At 72.1% G+C, this 17,137-nt stretch carries 15 protein-coding genes; 7 read left to right on the top strand and 8 right to left on the bottom strand.

Annotation, left to right across the window (positions count from 1 at the left end):
• Window positions 1–98: 98 nt before the first annotated feature.
• Window positions 99–1,478 (top strand): PepSY-associated TM helix domain-containing protein, encoded by a 1,380-nt coding sequence (locus tag FCN18_RS19085; RefSeq protein WP_137095749.1) that lies wholly within the window; start codon window positions 99–101, stop codon window positions 1,476–1,478.
• Between the two features lie 52 nt (window positions 1,479–1,530).
• Here the strand turns inward: FCN18_RS19085 and FCN18_RS19080 are convergent, their stop codons facing one another.
• From FCN18_RS19080 to FCN18_RS19060, 5 genes are all read right to left on the bottom strand, one after another.
• Complete coding sequence (locus FCN18_RS19080) at window positions 1,531–2,700, bottom strand: ROK family transcriptional regulator (protein ID WP_137095748.1); 1,170 nt, start codon at window positions 2,698–2,700, stop codon at window positions 1,531–1,533.
• Window positions 2,701–2,725: 25 nt separating this feature from the next.
• Window positions 2,726–4,144, bottom strand: a complete 1,419-nt coding sequence (locus FCN18_RS19075; RefSeq protein WP_113642526.1) for a sugar ABC transporter permease — start codon at window positions 4,142–4,144, stop codon at window positions 2,726–2,728.
• A 29-nt stretch (window positions 4,145–4,173) separates the two neighbouring features.
• A complete protein-coding gene (locus tag FCN18_RS19070) occupies window positions 4,174–4,947 on the bottom strand; it encodes an ATP-binding cassette domain-containing protein (protein ID WP_112267002.1) in 774 nt (257 codons plus the stop codon).
• Between the two features lie 86 nt (window positions 4,948–5,033).
• Window positions 5,034–6,167 carry a sugar ABC transporter substrate-binding protein gene (locus FCN18_RS19065; RefSeq protein ID WP_112267004.1) on the bottom strand — a complete coding sequence of 378 codons (1,134 nt, stop codon included), beginning with the start codon at window positions 6,165–6,167 and terminating at the stop codon, window positions 5,034–5,036.
• A gap of 462 nt (window positions 6,168–6,629) precedes the next feature.
• Complete coding sequence (locus FCN18_RS19060) at window positions 6,630–8,390, bottom strand: DEAD/DEAH box helicase (RefSeq protein WP_112267006.1); 1,761 nt, start codon at window positions 8,388–8,390, stop codon at window positions 6,630–6,632.
• A 212-nt stretch (window positions 8,391–8,602) separates the two neighbouring features.
• On the opposite strand from FCN18_RS19060, the gene FCN18_RS19055 reads away from it, so the two are divergent.
• The gene (locus tag FCN18_RS19055; protein WP_112267008.1) at window positions 8,603–9,772 is read left to right on the top strand and encodes a YihY/virulence factor BrkB family protein; all 1,170 of its coding nucleotides are present in this window, start codon (window positions 8,603–8,605) and stop codon (window positions 9,770–9,772) included.
• Here the strand turns inward: FCN18_RS19055 and FCN18_RS19050 are convergent.
• Window positions 9,739–9,987, bottom strand: coding sequence for a DUF3039 domain-containing protein (locus FCN18_RS19050; protein WP_112267010.1), 249 nt, complete (start codon window positions 9,985–9,987; stop codon window positions 9,739–9,741). The two genes, FCN18_RS19055 and FCN18_RS19050, sit on opposite strands and share 34 nt — an antisense overlap.
• Before the next feature lie 122 nt (window positions 9,988–10,109).
• On the opposite strand from FCN18_RS19050, the gene FCN18_RS19045 reads away from it, so the two are divergent.
• Both FCN18_RS19045 and FCN18_RS19040 read left to right on the top strand, forming a co-directional pair.
• Complete coding sequence (locus tag FCN18_RS19045) at window positions 10,110–11,009, top strand: pseudouridine-5'-phosphate glycosidase (RefSeq protein ID WP_228714049.1); 900 nt, start codon at window positions 10,110–10,112, stop codon at window positions 11,007–11,009.
• Window positions 11,006–11,878 carry a carbohydrate kinase family protein gene (locus FCN18_RS19040; RefSeq protein ID WP_112267014.1) on the top strand — a complete coding sequence of 291 codons (873 nt, stop codon included), beginning with the start codon at window positions 11,006–11,008 and terminating at the stop codon, window positions 11,876–11,878. The genes FCN18_RS19045 and FCN18_RS19040 overlap by 4 nt, the downstream gene beginning before the upstream one ends.
• Window positions 11,879–11,965: 87 nt before the next feature.
• Here FCN18_RS19040 and FCN18_RS19035 read toward each other — a convergent pair whose 3' ends face one another.
• Together FCN18_RS19035 and FCN18_RS19030 are read right to left on the bottom strand one after the other, a co-directional pair.
• Window positions 11,966–12,280, bottom strand: coding sequence for a DUF3099 domain-containing protein (locus tag FCN18_RS19035; protein ID WP_112268245.1), 315 nt, complete (start codon window positions 12,278–12,280; stop codon window positions 11,966–11,968).
• Window positions 12,281–12,320: 40 nt separating this feature from the next.
• On the bottom strand, window positions 12,321–13,595 hold the full coding sequence (locus tag FCN18_RS19030) for a M20 family metallopeptidase (protein WP_137095746.1): 1,275 nt from the start codon (window positions 13,593–13,595) through the stop codon (window positions 12,321–12,323).
• A gap of 72 nt (window positions 13,596–13,667) precedes the next feature.
• On the opposite strand from FCN18_RS19030, the gene FCN18_RS19025 reads away from it, so the two are divergent.
• The 3 genes from FCN18_RS19025 (at window position 13,668) to FCN18_RS19015 (ending at window position 16,858) form a co-directional block, all read left to right on the top strand.
• Window positions 13,668–15,158, top strand: coding sequence for a DUF7782 domain-containing protein (locus FCN18_RS19025; RefSeq protein WP_137095745.1), 1,491 nt, complete (start codon window positions 13,668–13,670; stop codon window positions 15,156–15,158).
• A complete protein-coding gene (gene dtd / locus FCN18_RS19020; protein ID WP_112267020.1) occupies window positions 15,155–15,580 on the top strand; it encodes a D-aminoacyl-tRNA deacylase in 426 nt (141 codons plus the stop codon). Before FCN18_RS19025 ends, dtd begins: the two co-directional genes overlap by 4 nt.
• Window positions 15,581–15,829: 249 nt before the next feature.
• Complete coding sequence (locus FCN18_RS19015; protein WP_112267022.1) at window positions 15,830–16,858, top strand: sigma-70 family RNA polymerase sigma factor; 1,029 nt, start codon at window positions 15,830–15,832, stop codon at window positions 16,856–16,858.
• The last annotated feature ends 279 nt before the right edge of the window (window positions 16,859–17,137 follow it).

Here is a 17,137-nt window from a genome sequence, read left to right as displayed (position 1 = left end):
GGAGGGTCCCCGCCCGTTCGGCTACCCGGGACACAGTGACTCGCGCCACACCCTGACGTTCCGGGAACCGCGGCGGCCCGGCCACCGACCTGTCAGGCATGTCGACCGAGGCCGAGATCGAGTCACCACGCGCCGAACCGCCGAACCGCCGGACACTCCGGCCGCTCCTGCTGCGGCTGCACTTCTACGCGGGCATCCTCGTCGGCCCATTCATCCTCGTCGCAGCGCTGACGGGCCTGCTCTACATCTTCGCGCCCCAGCTCGAACAGGCGGTCTACGACCACGAATTGCACGTCCCGGCCTCGCCTGTGTCGGTGCCGCTGGCCCAGCAGGTCGCCGCGGCAAAGGCCGAGCTGCCGGGCAGCACGCTCGCCTCGGTGCGGCCCTCGCCGTCGCCGACCGACACCACGCAGGTGATCTTCGACACGCCAGGGCTCGCGGAGAGCTACCGCCACACCGTGTTCGTCAACCCGCACGACGGCGAGGTCCGGGGCGTGCTGGAGACCTACGGCTCCGGGCAGGCACTGCCGCTGCGCGCGTGGCTGGACCAGCTGCACCGTGGTCTGCACCTGGGTGACGCCGGCCGGATCTACAGCGAGCTCGCCGCCAGCTGGCTGTGGGTCGTCGTGCTCGGCGGGCTGGTGCTGTGGTGGGGCAGGCGGCGCCGCAGGCGGCTCGTGCCCGGCCGCGCGGCGAAAGGCAGGCAGCGCACGCTGTCCTGGCACGGCGCCACGGGCACGTGGGTGGCGCTTGTGCTGCTGTTCCTCTCGGCCACCGGGCTCACGTGGTCGCAGTTCGCCGGGGAGAACGTCGGCAAGCTCAGGGAGGCGCTGTCGTGGGAGACGCCGTCGGTGTCGGCCTCGGCCGGGGAGCACGCCGAGCACGCCGAGCACGGCGCGGGCAGCCACGCGCACGACGGCGCGGCACCCGTCACCGACGCCGGGTTCGACCGGGTGCTGGCCTCGGCACGGAACGAAGGTCTCGGCGATCCGGTGGAGATCAGGCCGCCATCGGCCGATGGCGAGGTCTACGTCGTCCAGCGCACCGAGCGGAGCTGGCCGTCGGCCCAGGACGCCGCCGCGGTCGACCCGGCCACCGGCGAGGTGCTCGAGGTGGTGCGCTTCGAGGACTGGCCGCTGATGGCCAAGTTCGCCCGCTGGGGCATCGACGCCCACATGGGCCTGCTGTTCGGGCTGCCGAACCAGCTGGTGCTGGCGGTCGTGTGCGTCGCGGTGATCACACTCGTGGTGCTCGGCTACCGCATGTGGTGGCAGCGCAGGCCCACGAGGGACGCCGCGTTCGGCGTCGGCAGGCCGTTCCCGCGCGGGGCCTGGCGCCAGGTGCCGCCGTGGGGGCTCGTGCTGCTCGGCGCCGCCGCGGTCGCCATCGGCTGGTTCCTTCCGCTCCTGGGCGTCTCGCTGGTGGCGTTCCTGGTTCTCGACGCGCTGCTGGCCTGGCGGCGGCGCGTGCGGGCCTGACGCCTCACCAGCCGTCTCACCCGCCGTCTCAGACGCTGTCTCACCCGCCGTCTCAGACGCTGTCGAGGACGCCCTCGAAGGCGGCCTCGGCGGCGCCGAGGAGCTTGACGTCCGCGCCGAGCGAGGACTTCTCGATCCGCACGCCGCCGACCGCGCGGCTCACCATGCTGCGCGTGCGGACCTCCTCGCCGACGCGGTCCAGCACGGCGGGCGGCAGCGCGGTGAACAGGTCCCCGAGCACCACCAGCTCGGGGCCCAGCAGGTTCACCACGTTCACCAGGCCGAGTGTGAGCCATTCGGCGAACTCGCCGAGCCGCGCGAGCGAGACGGCGGGGTCCCGTCCCAGCTCACGCAGCTCGACGACGATCGTGCCGCGCGGGCTGTCCTGCGGCAGCGAGAGCGCCCTCCGCAACGCGGCCTCGCCGACCTCGGTCTCCCAGCACCCCACGTTGCCGCAGTAGCAGGACCGGCCGTGGGGGTTGACGACCATGTGGCCGATCTCCCCCACGTAGCCCCCCGAGCCACGCAGCGACGAGCCCTGGGCGATCACTCCCCCGCCGACGCCGATGTCGGCCGACACGAAGACCGCGTCCGACGCGCCCCGAGCCGCCCCGCGCAGGTGCTCGGCCAGCGCGCCGAGCTCGGCGTCGTTGCCGACCACCACGGGCACGCCGAGGCCCGCCGACATCCGCGTCCCGAGCGCGACCTCCGACCAGCGCAGGTTCGGGGCCTCGTGCACAAGGCCGTCCGAGCGCCGCACCACGCCGGGCACCGAGATGCCGCACGCGACCGGCTTCAGGCCGAGGTCGGCCGCCAGCCACGCCGTCGACTCCAGGACGTGCGTGATCACCTCGGCAGGCTCCCCGGTGCGGCCGTGCAGGTTCCAGCTGTTGCGGCCGAGAATCAGCCCGCCGAGCCCGACGAGCGCGATCGCCACGTGCTCCACCTGGACGTCCACCGCGAGCACCACGGCGGCCTGCGGCTGCGGCAGCACCAGCAGCGACGGCCTGCCCGCGCCACGGCCCGGCCGGGGCACCCGTTCCTCGACCACGCCCGACTCGGCGAGGCCGTCGACGAGCGTCTTGATGGTGCTGCGGTTCAGCCCGAGCTCGGTCGCCAGGGCGGCCCGGGTGACCGGGCCACCCACGTGGAGAAGGCGGAGCAGACTCGATCGGTTGTACCGGCGCACCTCGTCTGGTCGGGAAACGGGTGTGCTGGTCACGACGTTATCGTTCCATCACCCGAACTCATCGTGTCGCGGAGGCCGCGCGCCGGCGCGACAGCGCGTCGACGGTGGCGGCCAGCAGCAGCACCAGTCCGGTCACGATCGAAACGACGGCCGCGGGCTGGCGCAGCAGGCCAAGGCCGTTGGCCACGACGGCGAGCACCGTGCCGCCGATCACCGCGTCGGACACCCGGCCCCGGCCACCGAACAGCGACGCGCCACCGATCACGGCCGCGCCGACGGCGAACAGCAGGGTGTTCAGGCCACCGGCCTGCGGGTCCACCGAGCCGACCTTCGACGAGTAGACGATCGCGCCGAGCGCGGCGACCGACGAGCACACCACGAACACGCTCGCGCGGATCTTGGTGACGTTGACGCCCGCACGGCGCGCCGCCTCGCGGTTGCCGCCGACGGCGTAGATGTGCCTGCCGTAGCGCGTCCGGTTGAGCACGTAGGTGCCGATCACGAGCAGGCCGAGCACGATCGGCACCACGTAGGGCACGCCGGTGATCACGATGTTGTCGTTGGGCGAGCGGTTGACCGTCAGCAGCGCGGTGGCGGCGATGCCGATCGCCCCGATGCCGCCGACCTTGAACAGCACGATCGACGTCGGCTGCGTGACGAGCCCGCGCCGCAGCCGGGTGAAGTGCCTGCCGAGCGTCGCCGCAGCGAACCCGCCGACCGCGATCACGCACAGCAGCCAGCTGCCGAGCACGGACAGGTTGCCGTTGGCGACCTTGTCCAGCACCGGCGAGCTGCTGATCCCGATCACGCCGCCCTCGCCGATGAACTGCAGAATGACGCCTTGCCACGCAAGGAAAAGCGCGAGTGTGACCACAAAGGACGGCATGCCGATGCGGGACACGAGGTAGCCCGTGATGCAGCCGATCGCCGTGCCGGTGCACAACGCCAGCAGCATCTCGATCCACGGGTTGGCCGACATCCCGGACGCCGCGATCACGATGCCCAGCACCGACATCGCGGTACCGGCCCAGATTCGCAGCAGCGCCGCGAGCACCGCACCGAGGCCAAGTGCGGCCAGGAACATGATGAAGACGGTGGAGCCCATGCCGCCCAGCAGGTTCCCGTTCTCGGCGAAGTGCATCGCGAGCACCGCGCCCGCGACACCGGACGCCGTGCCCGCCGAGAGGTCGATCTCGCCGACCAGCAGCACGAACACGATGCCCATCGCGATGATCGTCTGCCCGGCGCCCTGTGCGAGCAGGTTCGCGAGGTTGTTGAGCGACAGGAAGACGTCGGACAACGAGGCGAACACGATGACGAGCGCGACGAGCCCGAGCAACGCGGGCAGCGAGCCGAGCTGCCCCGCCCGCAGGCGGGAGATGTAGTCGCGCACGGCCTCGGACGTCGACATGGTGGTGGTGTCGATGCCGAAGTCGGTGATCGCCGTGTTCGGCGACGCCGTGGGGGTTTGAGTCATGGTGGGTTCTTTCTCGTTCACAGTGCGGCTCACAGCACGGCGTGCTCGGGACGGGCGAGTCCGATGTCACCGGAGCGGCCCGCGGTGATCAGCTCGACCACCTGGCCATGGGTGACGTTCTTGGTGTAGACCTCCGCGGCCATCCGGCCGAGGTACAGCACGGCGATGCGGTCGGCGACCTCGAAGACGTCGGCCATGTTGTGGCTGATCAGCACCACGCCGAGCCCCTGCTCGGCGAGCCTGCGGACCAGGTCCAGCACCTGCCGGGTCTGCGCGACGCCGAGGGCGGCGGTCGGCTCGTCCAGCAGCACGACCTTGCTGTCCCACAGCACCGACTTGGCGATCGCCACGGTCTGCCGCTGCCCGCCCGAGAGCGCCGAGACCGGGGTGCGCACGGACTTCACGGTGCGCACCGACAGCGAGGCGAGGGTCTCCCGCGCCGCCTTCTCCATGCTGGCCTCGTCGAGCAGCCACGCGCTGCCGCGCTCCCTGCCGAGGAACATGTTCTGCACGATGTCGAGGTTGTCGGCCAGGGCGAGGTCCTGGTACACGACCTCGATGCCGAGCTCCGCGGCGTCCTTGGGGCTGCGGATGTGCACTTCCCTGCCCTGGAACTCGATCGTGCCGGAGTCGGCTCCGTGGATGCCCGCGATGCACTTGACGAGCGTCGACTTGCCGGCCCCGTTGTCACCGACGAGCGCGGTGACCTCCCCCGCACGAACGTCGAAGTCGATGTCGTGCAGGACGTGAACCGGCCCGAAGCTCTTGTTCAGGCCGGTGATGTGCAGGATGGGCTCACTCATGCTTGTCCCTGTCGTTCTTGTCCGTGGGACCGGGGCGGAACGCGCCGTCGGGGTGCGCGCCCCGCCCCGGGGTCGGGAGCCGGGGGTCAGGAGATCCCGAGCTGCGAGCAGGTCGCCTGCAGGTCGCCGGTGCAGACCTCGCTGGCCTTGACGTAGCCCTCGTCGATGACGCGCTTGACCTCGTTCTTCGTGATCAGGTAGGGCTCCAGCAGCACGGACTTGACCTCGCGGTTGCCCTCGGGGTCGTGGCTGGTGTCCTTCGCCAGCGCGTCGGCGGCTGCGGTGTCGTTCTTGGCCAGCGCCGCGGCGAGCTTCGCCGTCGCCTCGGCCTCCTCCTCGATGGGCTTGAAGACCGTCATGTACTGGTCTCCGCGAAGGATGGCCTTGAGGCCGTCGGGAGTGGCGTCCTGGCCCGTCACGGGGACCTTGCCGGCCATGCCGTTCTTCTTCAGCACGGTGATGATCGCGCCCGCGAGCCCGTCGTTGGCGGCGACGACGCCGTCCACCTTGCCGCCGTTGGACGTCAGGATCTGCTCGAAGGTCGTGCCGCCCTTCTGGTTGTTCCAGTCGTCGATCGGCTGGCTCCGCACGAGCTTGAGCGTGCCGTTGTCGTACAGCGGCTGAAGGACGTTGCGCTGACCCTCGTGGAAGAGGGTGGCGTTGTTGTCCGTCGGGGCGCCCTCGATCTCGATGACCTGCGCGCCTCGCTTGCCTTCGAGCGCCTTGGCGAGGCCCTCGCCCTGGAGCTCGCCCACCTTCACGTTGTCGAAGGAGACGTAGTAGTCGGAGCCGCCGCCGAGGTTGAGGCGGTCGTAGTCGATGGTCGGGATGCCCGCGTTCTTGGCCTTGGCCGCGACCGCGCTGCCGACCTCGCTGTTGATCGAGGCGATCACGAGCACCTTCACGCCCTGGGCGATCATGCCGTCGGCCAGCGTCGTGAACTTCTGGACGTCACCCTGGGCGTTCTGCACATCGGGGTCGAAGCCCTCGGCGCGCAGCGCCTCCTCGATCATCGGCTTGTCGAAGCCCTCCCAGCGGGCCGAGGTGGCCGTCTCGGGGAGGATCACGCCGACCGTGCCGTTCGGGGCGGCTCCTTCCTGCGCGGCCGTGTCGCCCGCACCGCCCTCGTCGCCGCCCCCGGTGTTGGCACCGCATGCCGCAAGCGTCAACGTAACGCCCAGGACGGCAGCGGCGAATGCAAGAGGTCTCTTGGTCCGCATCCGTAGAACCTTTCCGGATCTCCCAGCCGACGAGCGGCGACCCGGAACTGGCCGGCGCCACGTCGCGCAAATGTTGTGGGCGACAACATATGCCCGGCGACCGGGCGCCGGGAAGAGTCCTGTACCGATTAAGCCCCCATCGACCGGACACGGTTTGGTAACCCGCGAGTCCCCCGCTCCAGCCCGCGAGTCCCCCGCTCCGGACACCGAGTCCCCCGCTCAGGACCGCGAGTCCCCCGTTCTGGACACCGAGTCGCCCGCTCAGGACCGCGAGTCGTGCACCCCGGACCGCGAGTCGCGCGCTCAGGAACGGCGCCGCACCAGGATTTCGACCTGGAGCGGGCAACTCGGGCACCGGAACGGGCAACTCGCGCGCCAGAGCGGGGGACTCGCGCGCCAGAGCGGGCAACTCGCGCGCCAGAGCGGGGGACTCGCGCGCCAGAGCGGGGGACTCGCGCGGCGTTACCAGCTGCGGAGGGTGGCGATGCGCTCCTCGAGCTGCTCCACTGTGGCCATGGCGGTGGGCGGGCCGCCGCAGATGCGCCGCAGCTCGCTGTGGATGGCGCCGTGGGGCTTGCGGGTGCGGTGGTGGTAGACGCCGACGAGGGTGTTGAGCTCCTTACGCAGGGACGCGATCCGCTCGCCCACCGACCTCGGCTTCGGCGCCGCCTCGGGCGCCGCCGCCTCCGAAGCCTGCGGCTTGCGGCGCTTGGCGTCGGCGAGCTGCTCCTCCTGCCGCTTGCGCAGCAGCGCGCGCACCTGGTCCGGCTCCAGCAGCCCCGGCAGCCCGAGGTACTCCTGCTCCTCGTCGCTGCCCGAGAAGACCGCCGTGCCGAAGGAGTTCCCGTCGTAGATCACCTGGTCCAGCTCGGCGGAGGCGCCCAGCGACGTGAACGCCTTCTCCTCCTCACCGGGCTCGTCCTCGGTGCGGTTGGCCGCGACGAGCAGCTCGTCGTCCCAGCCGTCCTTCTCGCGGTGCGGCTTGCCGAGCACGTGGTCGCGCTCGGCCTCGAGTTCGCTCGCCAGCTCCAGCAGCACCGGCACGCTCGGCAGGAACACGCTCGCCGTCTCGCCCTGCTTGCGCGACCGCACGAAACGGCCGATCGCCTGCGCGAAGAACAGCGGCGTCGACGCGCTGGTCGCGTACACGCCCACGGCGAGGCGGGGCACGTCGACGCCCTCCGACACCATGCGCACGGCCACCAGCCAGCGCTCGTCGGAGTCGGAGAACTCGCCGATCCGCTTGGTGGCCTTGGGGTCGTCGGAGAGCACCACCACGGGCGGCTCGCCCGCGATGCGCGTCAGGATCTTGGCGTAGGCCCTCGCCGACTCCTGGTCGGTGGCGATCACCAGCCCGCCCGCGTCCGGGATGCCGGCGGCCCGCAACTGCGTGAGCCGCGTGTCGGCGGCCTGGAGCACCGAGGGAACCCACTCGCCGCCGGGGTCGAGCGCGGTGCGCCACGCCCTCGCGGTCTGCTCCGCCGTCAGCGGCTCACCGAGCCGCGCCGTGAACTCGTCGCCCGCGCTGGTCCGCCACGACGCCTCCCCCGAGTAGGCGAGGAACACGACGGGGCGGACGACGCCGTCGGCGAGCGCGTCGGCGTATCCGTAGGAGTGGTCGGCCTTGCTGCGCAGCGAGCCGTCCGCGTCGGGCTCGTAGGTGACGAACGGGATCGGCGAGTCGTCGCTGCGGAAGGGCGTACCGGTGAGGGCCAGCCTGCGCACGGCGGGCGTGAACGCCTCCGACACGGCCTCACCCCACGACTTCGCGTCGCCGGCGTGGTGGATCTCGTCGAGGATCACCAGTGTCTTGCGGTTCTCCGTGCGCACCCGGTGCAGGTTCGGATGTGCGGCGACCTGCGCGTACGTGACCGCGACACCCTGGTAGTCGGACGAGGTGACGCCCGTGGTGTTGCGGAAGTTCGAGTCGATCGCGATGCCGGCCGCCGCGGCGGAGATCGCCCACTGGTGCTTGAGGTGCTCGGTCGGCGTGACGATAGTGATCGCCTCGATGGTGCGATCGGAGAGCAACTCGGCGGCGATCCGCAGGCCGAAGACGGTCTTGCCCGCGCCGGGCGTCGCCACGGCGAGGAAGTCCTTGGGCTTCTGCGTGAGGTACTTCGTGAGTGCCCTGCGCTGCCACGCGCGCAGGGGGCGGGCGGTGGCGTCGTGCTGGGGTTCGGGTGCGGCGAACCCGTGCTGGGCCTGGGCCGTATCCGACACCGACGCTCCAACTCCTCTCGCCGACCGGCCCGCGCCGTTCGCGGACACACGAAGGCCCCCACGGGAGGCGACCCGGCAGCCGTGCCGGGTCACGCGGTGAGGGCGCGCAGACGAGCGTACCCGCCGCCACCGACAGCGCAGCCCGGCGGCACGCCGACGACTCGGGGACCCGGCGCGCCGAATTCCCGCCCATGGACCATGCTTGAAGCGCGATGGAGACGCGAGACCCGGGTAAGCAGGAGGGCGGCGGCCGCCACGCGCCTGAACCGAGGGCCAGGCGCAAGGGACCCGTTCGCCTGATCAGCCGCACCCTGGGCAAGGCGTGGGACGGCAACATCTTCTCCGAGTCCGCCGAGGCCGCGTTCTGGCAGACGCTGTCGCTCCCGCCGCTGCTGCTCGGTCTGCTCGGCAGCCTCGGCTTCCTGGGCGACTGGTTCGGCGACACCGTCGTGCGCCAGGTGCACGACGGTCTCATCGACTTCTCGGAGACGATCTTCAGCGAGAGCGTCGTCACCCAGATCATCGAGCCTACGGTCGACGACATCCTGACCACGGGCAAGGGCGAGATCGTCTCCGTCGGCTTCCTGATCTCACTGTGGGCGGGCTCGTCGGCGATGTCGTCCTTCGTCGACGCGATCACGGTGGCCCACGACCAGTACGGCGTGCGCAACGAGGTGTGGCAGCGGATCTTCGCGCTGTTGCTGTACCTCGCGAGCCTGGTACTGCTCGTGGTGGGGCTGCCGATCATCGCGATCGGGCCCGACCTGCTGCCGGAGTTCTTCCCGGTCGACTGGCGGCCCACCATCGCGACGTGGGTCGGCGCGCTGTACTACCCCACCGTGGGAGTGCTGCTCGTGCTCGCGCTCGCGACGCTCTACAAGGTGTCGCTGCCGCGCAAGCTCCCGTGGCACCGGGGGCTCCCGGGCGCCGCGCTGGCGATGGTGATCTTCCTGCTGTCCAGTGTCGGGCTGCGGATCTACATCAGCTGGATCACGACCACGGGCTACACCTATGGCGCGCTGGCCACGCCCATCGCGTTCCTGCTGTTCACGTTCTTCATCGGGCTCGCGATCGTGGCCGGGGCCTACTTCAACTCCGCGATCCAGGAGCTGTGGCCCGCCAAGATGACCCGGCGGCAACGGCGCCGGTGGCGCAGGCTGGAGATGGAGCGGGCCAACGAGCGCATGCGCCAGCAGGAGGGCATGAGCCTGTGGCAGCGGACGACCATCCCGCTGCGCAGGCCGCGCAAGCCGGAGCGGAACGAGGAGCCGGACGAACCGGGCGAGCCGCCTGCCGGAGACGAGGCCCCGGCGGGAGCGGACGACGAGGTGCGGCCCGAGAGCGCGGGCTACTCCTCGCCGCCGGGCGGCAGGCCCTCGTAGATCTTCTTGCAGTCCGGGCACACGGGCGAGCCGGGCTTCGGCGACTTCGTCACCGGGAACACCTCGCCACACAGAGCCACCACGTGCGTGCCCATGACCGCGCTCTCGGCGATCTTGTTCTTGCGCACGTAGTGGAACATCTTCGGCGCGTCGTCGTCGGTGGTCTCGGTACCCTCGGGCCGGGTGTCCACCTCAGGCAAAGTCTGCGTACTCACGCGTCCATGATGCCGCATGAGCCGCGCGGCCGGAGGACCCGATCACCACCCACCGGCGATTCCGCCACGCCCGGTAGGCGAGGATGCTCACCGTGATCAGCCCCGCTCCGCACCGCCTCGCCATGTCCGCCGAGGTCGCCGACGCGCTGGCCGCCGGCACCGCCGTCGTCGCGCTCGAGAGCACCATCCTGTCCCACGGCCTGCCGCCGGGCCGCAACCTCGAGGTCGGGCGCCGGCTCGAACGGACCGTCCGCGACGCCGGAGCGGTGCCGGCCACCATCGCGGTGCTCGACGGGCAGGCGCTCGTCGGCCTCTCCCCCGCCCAGTTGGAGCGCGTGTGCGCGCCCGACGCCGGGCTGGACAAGCTCTCGCTGCGCGACCTCGGCCCGGTGCTGGCGCTCGGCGGCTCGGGCGCGACCACCGTGGCGAGCACGGTTGCGCTCGCACACGCCGCCGGGATCGCCGTGTTCGGCACCGGCGGGCTGGGCGGCGTGCACCTCCCGCTGCCGGGCACGCCGGTGACCTGGGACGTCTCGGCCGACCTCGGGGCGCTCGCCCGCACGCCGGTGCTGGTGGTGTGCTCCGGCATGAAGTCGATCCTCGACATCCCGGCGACCCTGGAGGTGCTGGAGACCAACTCGGTGCCGGTGCTGGGCTACCGCACGGACGAGTTCCCCGGCTTCTACCTGCGCTCGTCGGGGCTGCCGGCGCCTCGCCGGGTGGACGACCCCGCGCAGGTAGCCGCCGTGGTGTCGGCGCACCGCCACTTCGCCGACTCCGGAGTGCTGCTGGCGAACCCGATCCCTCCGGAGTCCGAAATGGACAGAACGCTGCACGACCGGCTGCTCGCCGAGGGCCTCGAGCTGGTGGCCTCGCGCGCCGTGCAGGGCGCCGACGTGACGCCCGTGCTGCTCGAGCACTTCCACACCGCGAGCGGCGGCGTGAGCCTCGACGCGAACGAGGAGCTCGTGGTCGCCAACGTGCGCCTCGCGGCCGAGGTGGCGGTGGAGCTGGCTCCGTGAAGGTGGTCGTCGTCGGCGACGCCGGCCTCGACGTGGTGGCCAGACACGAAGGCCCCGTCGTGCACGGCGGCGACACGCGGGCCCAGGTGCGCCTCACCGGGGGCGGCGCGGGTGCGAACACGGCGCTGTGGCTGCGCGCGGCGGGCACGGAGCCGACGCTGGTCGGCCGGATCGGGGACGACCTCGGGGGCCGCGCCGTACGCGCCGGGCTCGAGGCGGCCGGCGTCGAGTGCGCGTTCGCGGTGGATCCCGATGCGCCGACGTGCTGTGTCGTGGTGCTCGTGGACGCCGAGGGGCAGCGGAGCATGCTGCCCGACCGCGGCGCCAACGCACGCCTGTCCCCCGCCGACATCGACGCCGCGGCCCTCGCAGGTGCGCGGCACCTGCATCTGTCCGGGTACGTGCTGCTCGACCCGTCGTCGCGGCCCGCGGGACTCGCCGCGCTGGCGGCCGCGCGGGAGGCGGGGCTGACCACCTCGGTCGACCCGCAGTCGGCGGCGCTGCTCACCGACCCGGAGAAGTTCCTCGCGGACGTGCGGGGCGTGGACGTGCTGCTGCCCAACGCGGCGGAGCTGCGGGCGTTGACCGGTCAGGAGGGAGCGGAGTCGGCGGCGCGGCTGCTGGACGTGGCCGGGGCGGTGGTGGTGACCACCGGGCTTGACGGCGCGGCGTGGGTCGGCCGGGACGGGCTCGTGAGCGTGCCCGCCGAGCCCGCCGAGTGCGTCGACAGCACGGGCGCGGGCGACGCCTTCAACGCGGGCCTGCTCGCGGCCTGGCTGCGCGGGGAGCCCGCAGAGGAGAGCCTGCGGGCCGGGGTGCGGCTCGGCTCGCTGGCGGTCAGCAGGGTCGGCGCGCAGCCGCCCGGCTAGGGCCTGGCCCGCTCAGCAGCGGCGGAGCCCCTCGCGCCCGCGGGCACCACGGCCCGCGCCGCCACGCAAGCCGTCCCGAACGACTCGCTAGCCGTCGATGACGCGGTGCTCCTGGGCTTCGAGCTGCTTCGCCTCGCGCTGGTAGCGGCTGATCTCCTCGGCCTTGCGCGGCGGCCGGTCGTTGGCGATCAGCACCGCGATCCACGGCAGCGGCACCGACAGCACCAGCAGCGCCAGCGCGAGCCACCACGTGTGGTAGAAGACGCCGGCCAGGATCAGGCAGGGGAACCGCATCCCCATGGTGAACATGTACTTGCGCTTGCGAGCGGCCAGCTCGTCGTCGTAGGAAGGTGCCGCCGCGGTGATCAGCACCGGATCAGACCGCCTGTCGTGCTCGTGCACCGGCCTCACCTCCACCCGTCCATGCTCCCACCGCGCCAGCTCAGGCGATACCCGGGGAGCCCAGCCAGGTGAGCGCACCCGCGACGAGCGTCTCGACGCCGGTGCGCAGGGTCGGGTGCAGCACGGGTGCGAACCGGGACGAATGGTTCGAGGGGACATCGGTCTCGAACCGGCCCGCGCTCATCGCGTCGAGCACCGTCCGCTCGTCGAGGCCGCCGACCAGCCAGAACACCGACGGCGCACCGGCGGCGGTGCCCAGCTCGCCGAAGTCCTCACTACCGGTGACCAGCGGGGCGTCCCATACGCGGCCCTCCGGGAAGTGCTCCCGGAAGGTCGCCGTCAGCCGCTCGGTGGCCTCCTCGTCGTTCGCCGTCACCGGGAACGACGCCAGCTCGGTGAGCTCCGGTTCCTTCGGGGCGCCCGCCGCCTGTGCCTCGCCGCGCACGATGCGCTCGATCGCCGCGAGCGCCCGGGCCCGCACCTGCGGGTCGAAGGTGCGCAGGTTGAGCTCGAGCGCCGCCTCGTCGGGGATGACGTTGTGCGCGGTGCCGGCGTGCAGCGATCCGATGGTGAGCACCGCCGACTCGGTCGCGGCCAGCTCGCGCGACACGACGGTCTGCAACCGCAGCACCACCGACGCCGCGAGCACCACCGGGTCGACCGTGGTCTCCGGCCGGGAGCCGTGCCCGCCGCGCCCGTGCAGGATGACGCGCAGGGCGTCGGTGGCAGCCATGAGCACGCCGGGTCTGGTCAGCACCCAGCCCGCGGGCCCCGGCGTGACGTGCTGGCCGAGCACGACGTCCGGCGTGCCGCCCCGCTCGAACAGGCCGTCGGCGACCATCGCCCGCGCGCCGCCGCCGGACTCCTCCCCCGGCTGGAACACCACGAGCAGCGTGCCGGACCACTCCGAACGGGCCTCCGCGAGCCGGGTGGCGGCGCCGGAGAGCCACGTGGCGTGCATGTCGTGCCCGCACGCGTGCATCACCGGCACCTCCTTGCCGTCCTCGTTCACGGCACGCGCTGTGCTGGCGTACTCCAGCCCCGTCCGCTCCTCCACGGGCAGCGCGTCGATGTCGGCGCGCAGCAGCACCGTCGGGCCCTCGCCGTTGCGCAGCACGCCGAGCACGCCGGTGCCCGCGAGCCCGGTGTGCACCTCGTATCCGGCCCCCGTCAGCCGCGCCGCGAGCTTCGCGGCCGTCCGGGTCTCGCGGAAGGACAGCTCGGGATGACGGTGGAGGTCGACGTACAGGCGTTCGAGGTCGGGCAGCTGCGTGTCGAGCCCGGACAGCACGCGCTCCACAGGTCGGGTCCCCATCGGTCCATCTGACCACGGCGGGCGCCGCCTCGCCGGACACCGAGGGGCGGCGGCGTGGGACGATGACACACCGTGAGCGATGATCTTCCCGAGCTGACCGCGGGCCTCTGCGCCCGCCTGCGCGACGCCTTCCTCGCGGCACGGTACGACGCCGACGGCGTGGTGGAGGCGCTCGGCCGCCAGGCGCACGCCGCGCTCGGGCGCGGCGAGCCGGTCCCGGCGCTGCGGGCGAGCCGTGACGCGGGAACGCTGGGCACGTTCATCAGGCTCTTCCTGCTCGGCGAGGCGGAGCCGGCGCGCGAGGTCGCCGCCGCTCTCGGGTCGCTGCCCGTCGGGGACGCCGTCGCCGCGGGACTGCTGCGCGCGGACGGCGACCGGCTGCGCGCGGGGCTCGACGTGCGCCCGCACGGCGACGAGGCCGGCTCGTGGTGGGTCGTGGCCGACCTCGACTCCGACCAGCTCGGCGGGCCCGTGCCCGAGGACCACGTGCTGGGGGTCGGGCACGCGTCGCTGAGCCTCATCAGGGCCACCAGCCGCCGTCGCGTCGGCACGCTGCTCGACCTCGGCACCGGCAACGGCGTGCAGGCGCTGCACGCGAGCAGGCACGCCCAGCGGGTCACGGCGACCGACGTCTCGGCGAGGGCGCTGCGCCTGGCGCGGGGCACGTTCCTGCTGAACGAGCTCGACGTCGAGCTGCTCAGGGGCGAGTGGTTCGCTCCCGTCGCACGCAGGCGCTTCGACCAGGTCGTGTGCAACCCGCCGTTCGTGGTGGGGCCCGCGCGCGTCGACTACGTGTATCGCGACTCCGGCCTCGCCGGTGACGACGCGAGCGCGCTCGTGGTGCGGCAGCTGCCCGCGTTCCTCACCGAGGGCGGGGTCGGCCACCTGCTCGCGTCGTGGCTGCACGTGGAGGGCGAGGACTGGGCCGACCGGGTGAGCCGGTGGCTGCCGAAGGGCACCGACGCGTGGTTCGTCCAGCGGGACATCGCCGAGCCCGCGCTCTACGTCGGCACGTGGCTGCGCGACGCCGGGATCGACCCGCGCTCGGCGGAGGGCCGGGCCAAGGCCGAGGCGTGGCTCGACTGGTTCGCGGCGAACGACGTGGCCGGGGTGGGCTTCGGGTTCGTGACCCTGCGGCGCACGGAGGGCACGCCCACGATCGTGTGCGAGGACCTGCGGCAGGCCTACGACGACCCGCTCGGGGGCGAGGCCGCCGCGTGGCTGGACCGGGTGGAGTGGTTGCGCGGCCACGGTTCCCAGTTGACGGACATGGTGTTCCGCGTGCCGGACACGGTGGTGCTCGAGCGCATCGACGAGCCGACCGACGACGGCTGGCGGACCGCGATCTCGCGGCTGCACCGCACCGACGGGCCCGGCTGGCAGCACGAGCTGGACGAGCTGGCCACGGCGCTGCTGGCCGGATGCCGCGGCGTCCTCCCGCTGGCCGACCTGCTGGGCCTGCTGGCGGTCGCGCACGGCGAGGACGAGGCCCAACTGGAACAGGCCGCACTCCCGGTGGTGGCCGAACTGGTGCGGCACGGGATGCTCGAGGTGGTGGCATGAGGGCGGTCGCGGCGCGCGTGACGGAGGCCAGCGTGACCGTCGACGGCGAGGTCGTCGGCGCCATCGACGAGCCGGGCCTGTTGGTACTGCTGGGAATTCACAAGGACGACACACCGGAGCAGGCCGACACGATGGCGCGGAAGCTCCACGAACTGCGCATTCTGCGCGACGAGGAGTCATGCGCGACCGCGCATGCACCGCTGCTCGTGGTCAGTCAGTTCACCTTGTACGGAGACACGCGGAAAGGCCGCCGTCCATCGTGGACCGCCGCCGCCCGGCCGGAGGCGGCGGAGAAGCTCGTGAACACGGTCGTCGAACGGCTCCGGGAACGCGGCGCCACGGTGAGCACGGGTCGGTTCGGGGCGATGATGGCCGTGCACAGCGTCAACGACGGCCCGTTCACCGTCCTCGTCGAGGTTTAGACCAAGCCCCCCGGAAAGCTCCCTGACCACAGGCCTCTCATCGTTCTCAGGAAAACCTCAGCTTTGCTCAAGGTGAGGCGCCCAACACAGCGCGGGGTGCGGGAACGATTTGGCGCACGCCGGCGTTGATCCGAGTGTCCAGCCAGCAAGCTGGGCTCGCGCCGGTGGGTTTCCACAGGCTCTCCGGTGCGACGCGCAACGCAGGCGTGCGTCCGCATCACACGTCAGCCCGTTGACCGGGGAGGCAGAATGTCCGTCCAGACTCTCGAACGTGAGGCCCGTGGGATCCGCGAGCGGGACATCCCGATGGCCGCTCGCGCGGACAACGTGGCCGCCGTTCCGACAGAGGAGCCCGACCTCGACGCGCAGGGCCCCTCCGCGGACCTCGTCCGCGTGTACCTGAACGGCATCGGCAAGACCGCGCTGCTGACCGCGGCGCAGGAGGTCGACCTGGCCAAGCGGATCGAGGCCGGGGTGTTCGCCCAGCACATGCTCGACACCACCGAGCTCTCCGCCGAGCGCCGGGCCGAGCTGTCCGCGCTGGTCCGTGACGGCCAGCTGGCGAAGAACCACCTGCTGCAGGCCAACCTGCGGCTCGTCGTGTCGCTCGCGAAGCGGTACACGGGCCGGGGGATGCCGCTGCTCGATCTGATCCAGGAGGGGAACCTGGGCCTGATCAGGGCGGTGGAGAAGTTCGACTACTCCAAGGGGTTCAAGTTCTCGACCTACGCCACGTGGTGGATCCGCCAGGCCATCACGCGCGGCATGGCCGACCAGGGCCGCACCATCCGCCTCCCCGTGCACCTGGTCGAGCAGGTCAACAAGCTCGCCAGGATCAAGCGCGACCTGCACCAGCAGCTCGGCCGTGAGGCCACCAACGAGGAGCTGGCCGCCGAGTCGGGCATCGCCGCGGAGAAGGTGTCGAGCCTGCTCGACCACGCCCGCGACCCGGTGAGCCTCGACATGCCGGTGGGCACCGAGGAGGACGCGCCGCTCGGCGACTTCATCGAGGACTCCGAGGCCACCGACGCCGAGAGCGCCGTGATCTCGGGCCTGCTGCAGGACGACATGCGCCGCGTGCTGGCCACGCTCGACGACCGGGAGCAGCACGTCATCCGCCTGCGCTACGGCCTCGATGACGGCCAGCCGCGCACGCTCGACCAGATCGGCAAGCACTTCGGGCTCTCCCGCGAGCGCGTGCGCCAGATCGAGCGCGAGGTGATGGCGAAGCTGCGTCAGGGCGAGCGGGCCGACCGCCTGCGGGCGTACGCCAGCTGACCAGCACCGTCACGCCGGGGCACCGGGGGACACCCGGAAGGCCGCGTTGACTTATGACGTGGATCACGAGACGGTCGTGGGCATGGCGGGGCAACGTCCCCGCCACCCGCGCGTCTCCCATGGCGTGAGGACTTCGCGGCGGGTGCCTCCGGCGCCGGTCGCTTTCCCCGGAAGGTCGGGTCCGTCGGGGTGGGCCCGGCCTTCCGCATTTCCGGGGTGTTTTCCGGGCTCCACGCAGGTGATCTGCGTCGCGGACGGGCACGGGTCCGGTCCGGTCGG

Source organism: Prauserella endophytica, from assembly GCF_005146945.1.
GTDB classification, from domain to species: Bacteria; Actinomycetota; Actinomycetes; order Mycobacteriales; family Pseudonocardiaceae; genus Prauserella_A; species Prauserella_A endophytica.
Note: the sequence above shows the minus strand (reverse complement) of the source record. Positions and strands in the feature narration are given on the sequence as shown.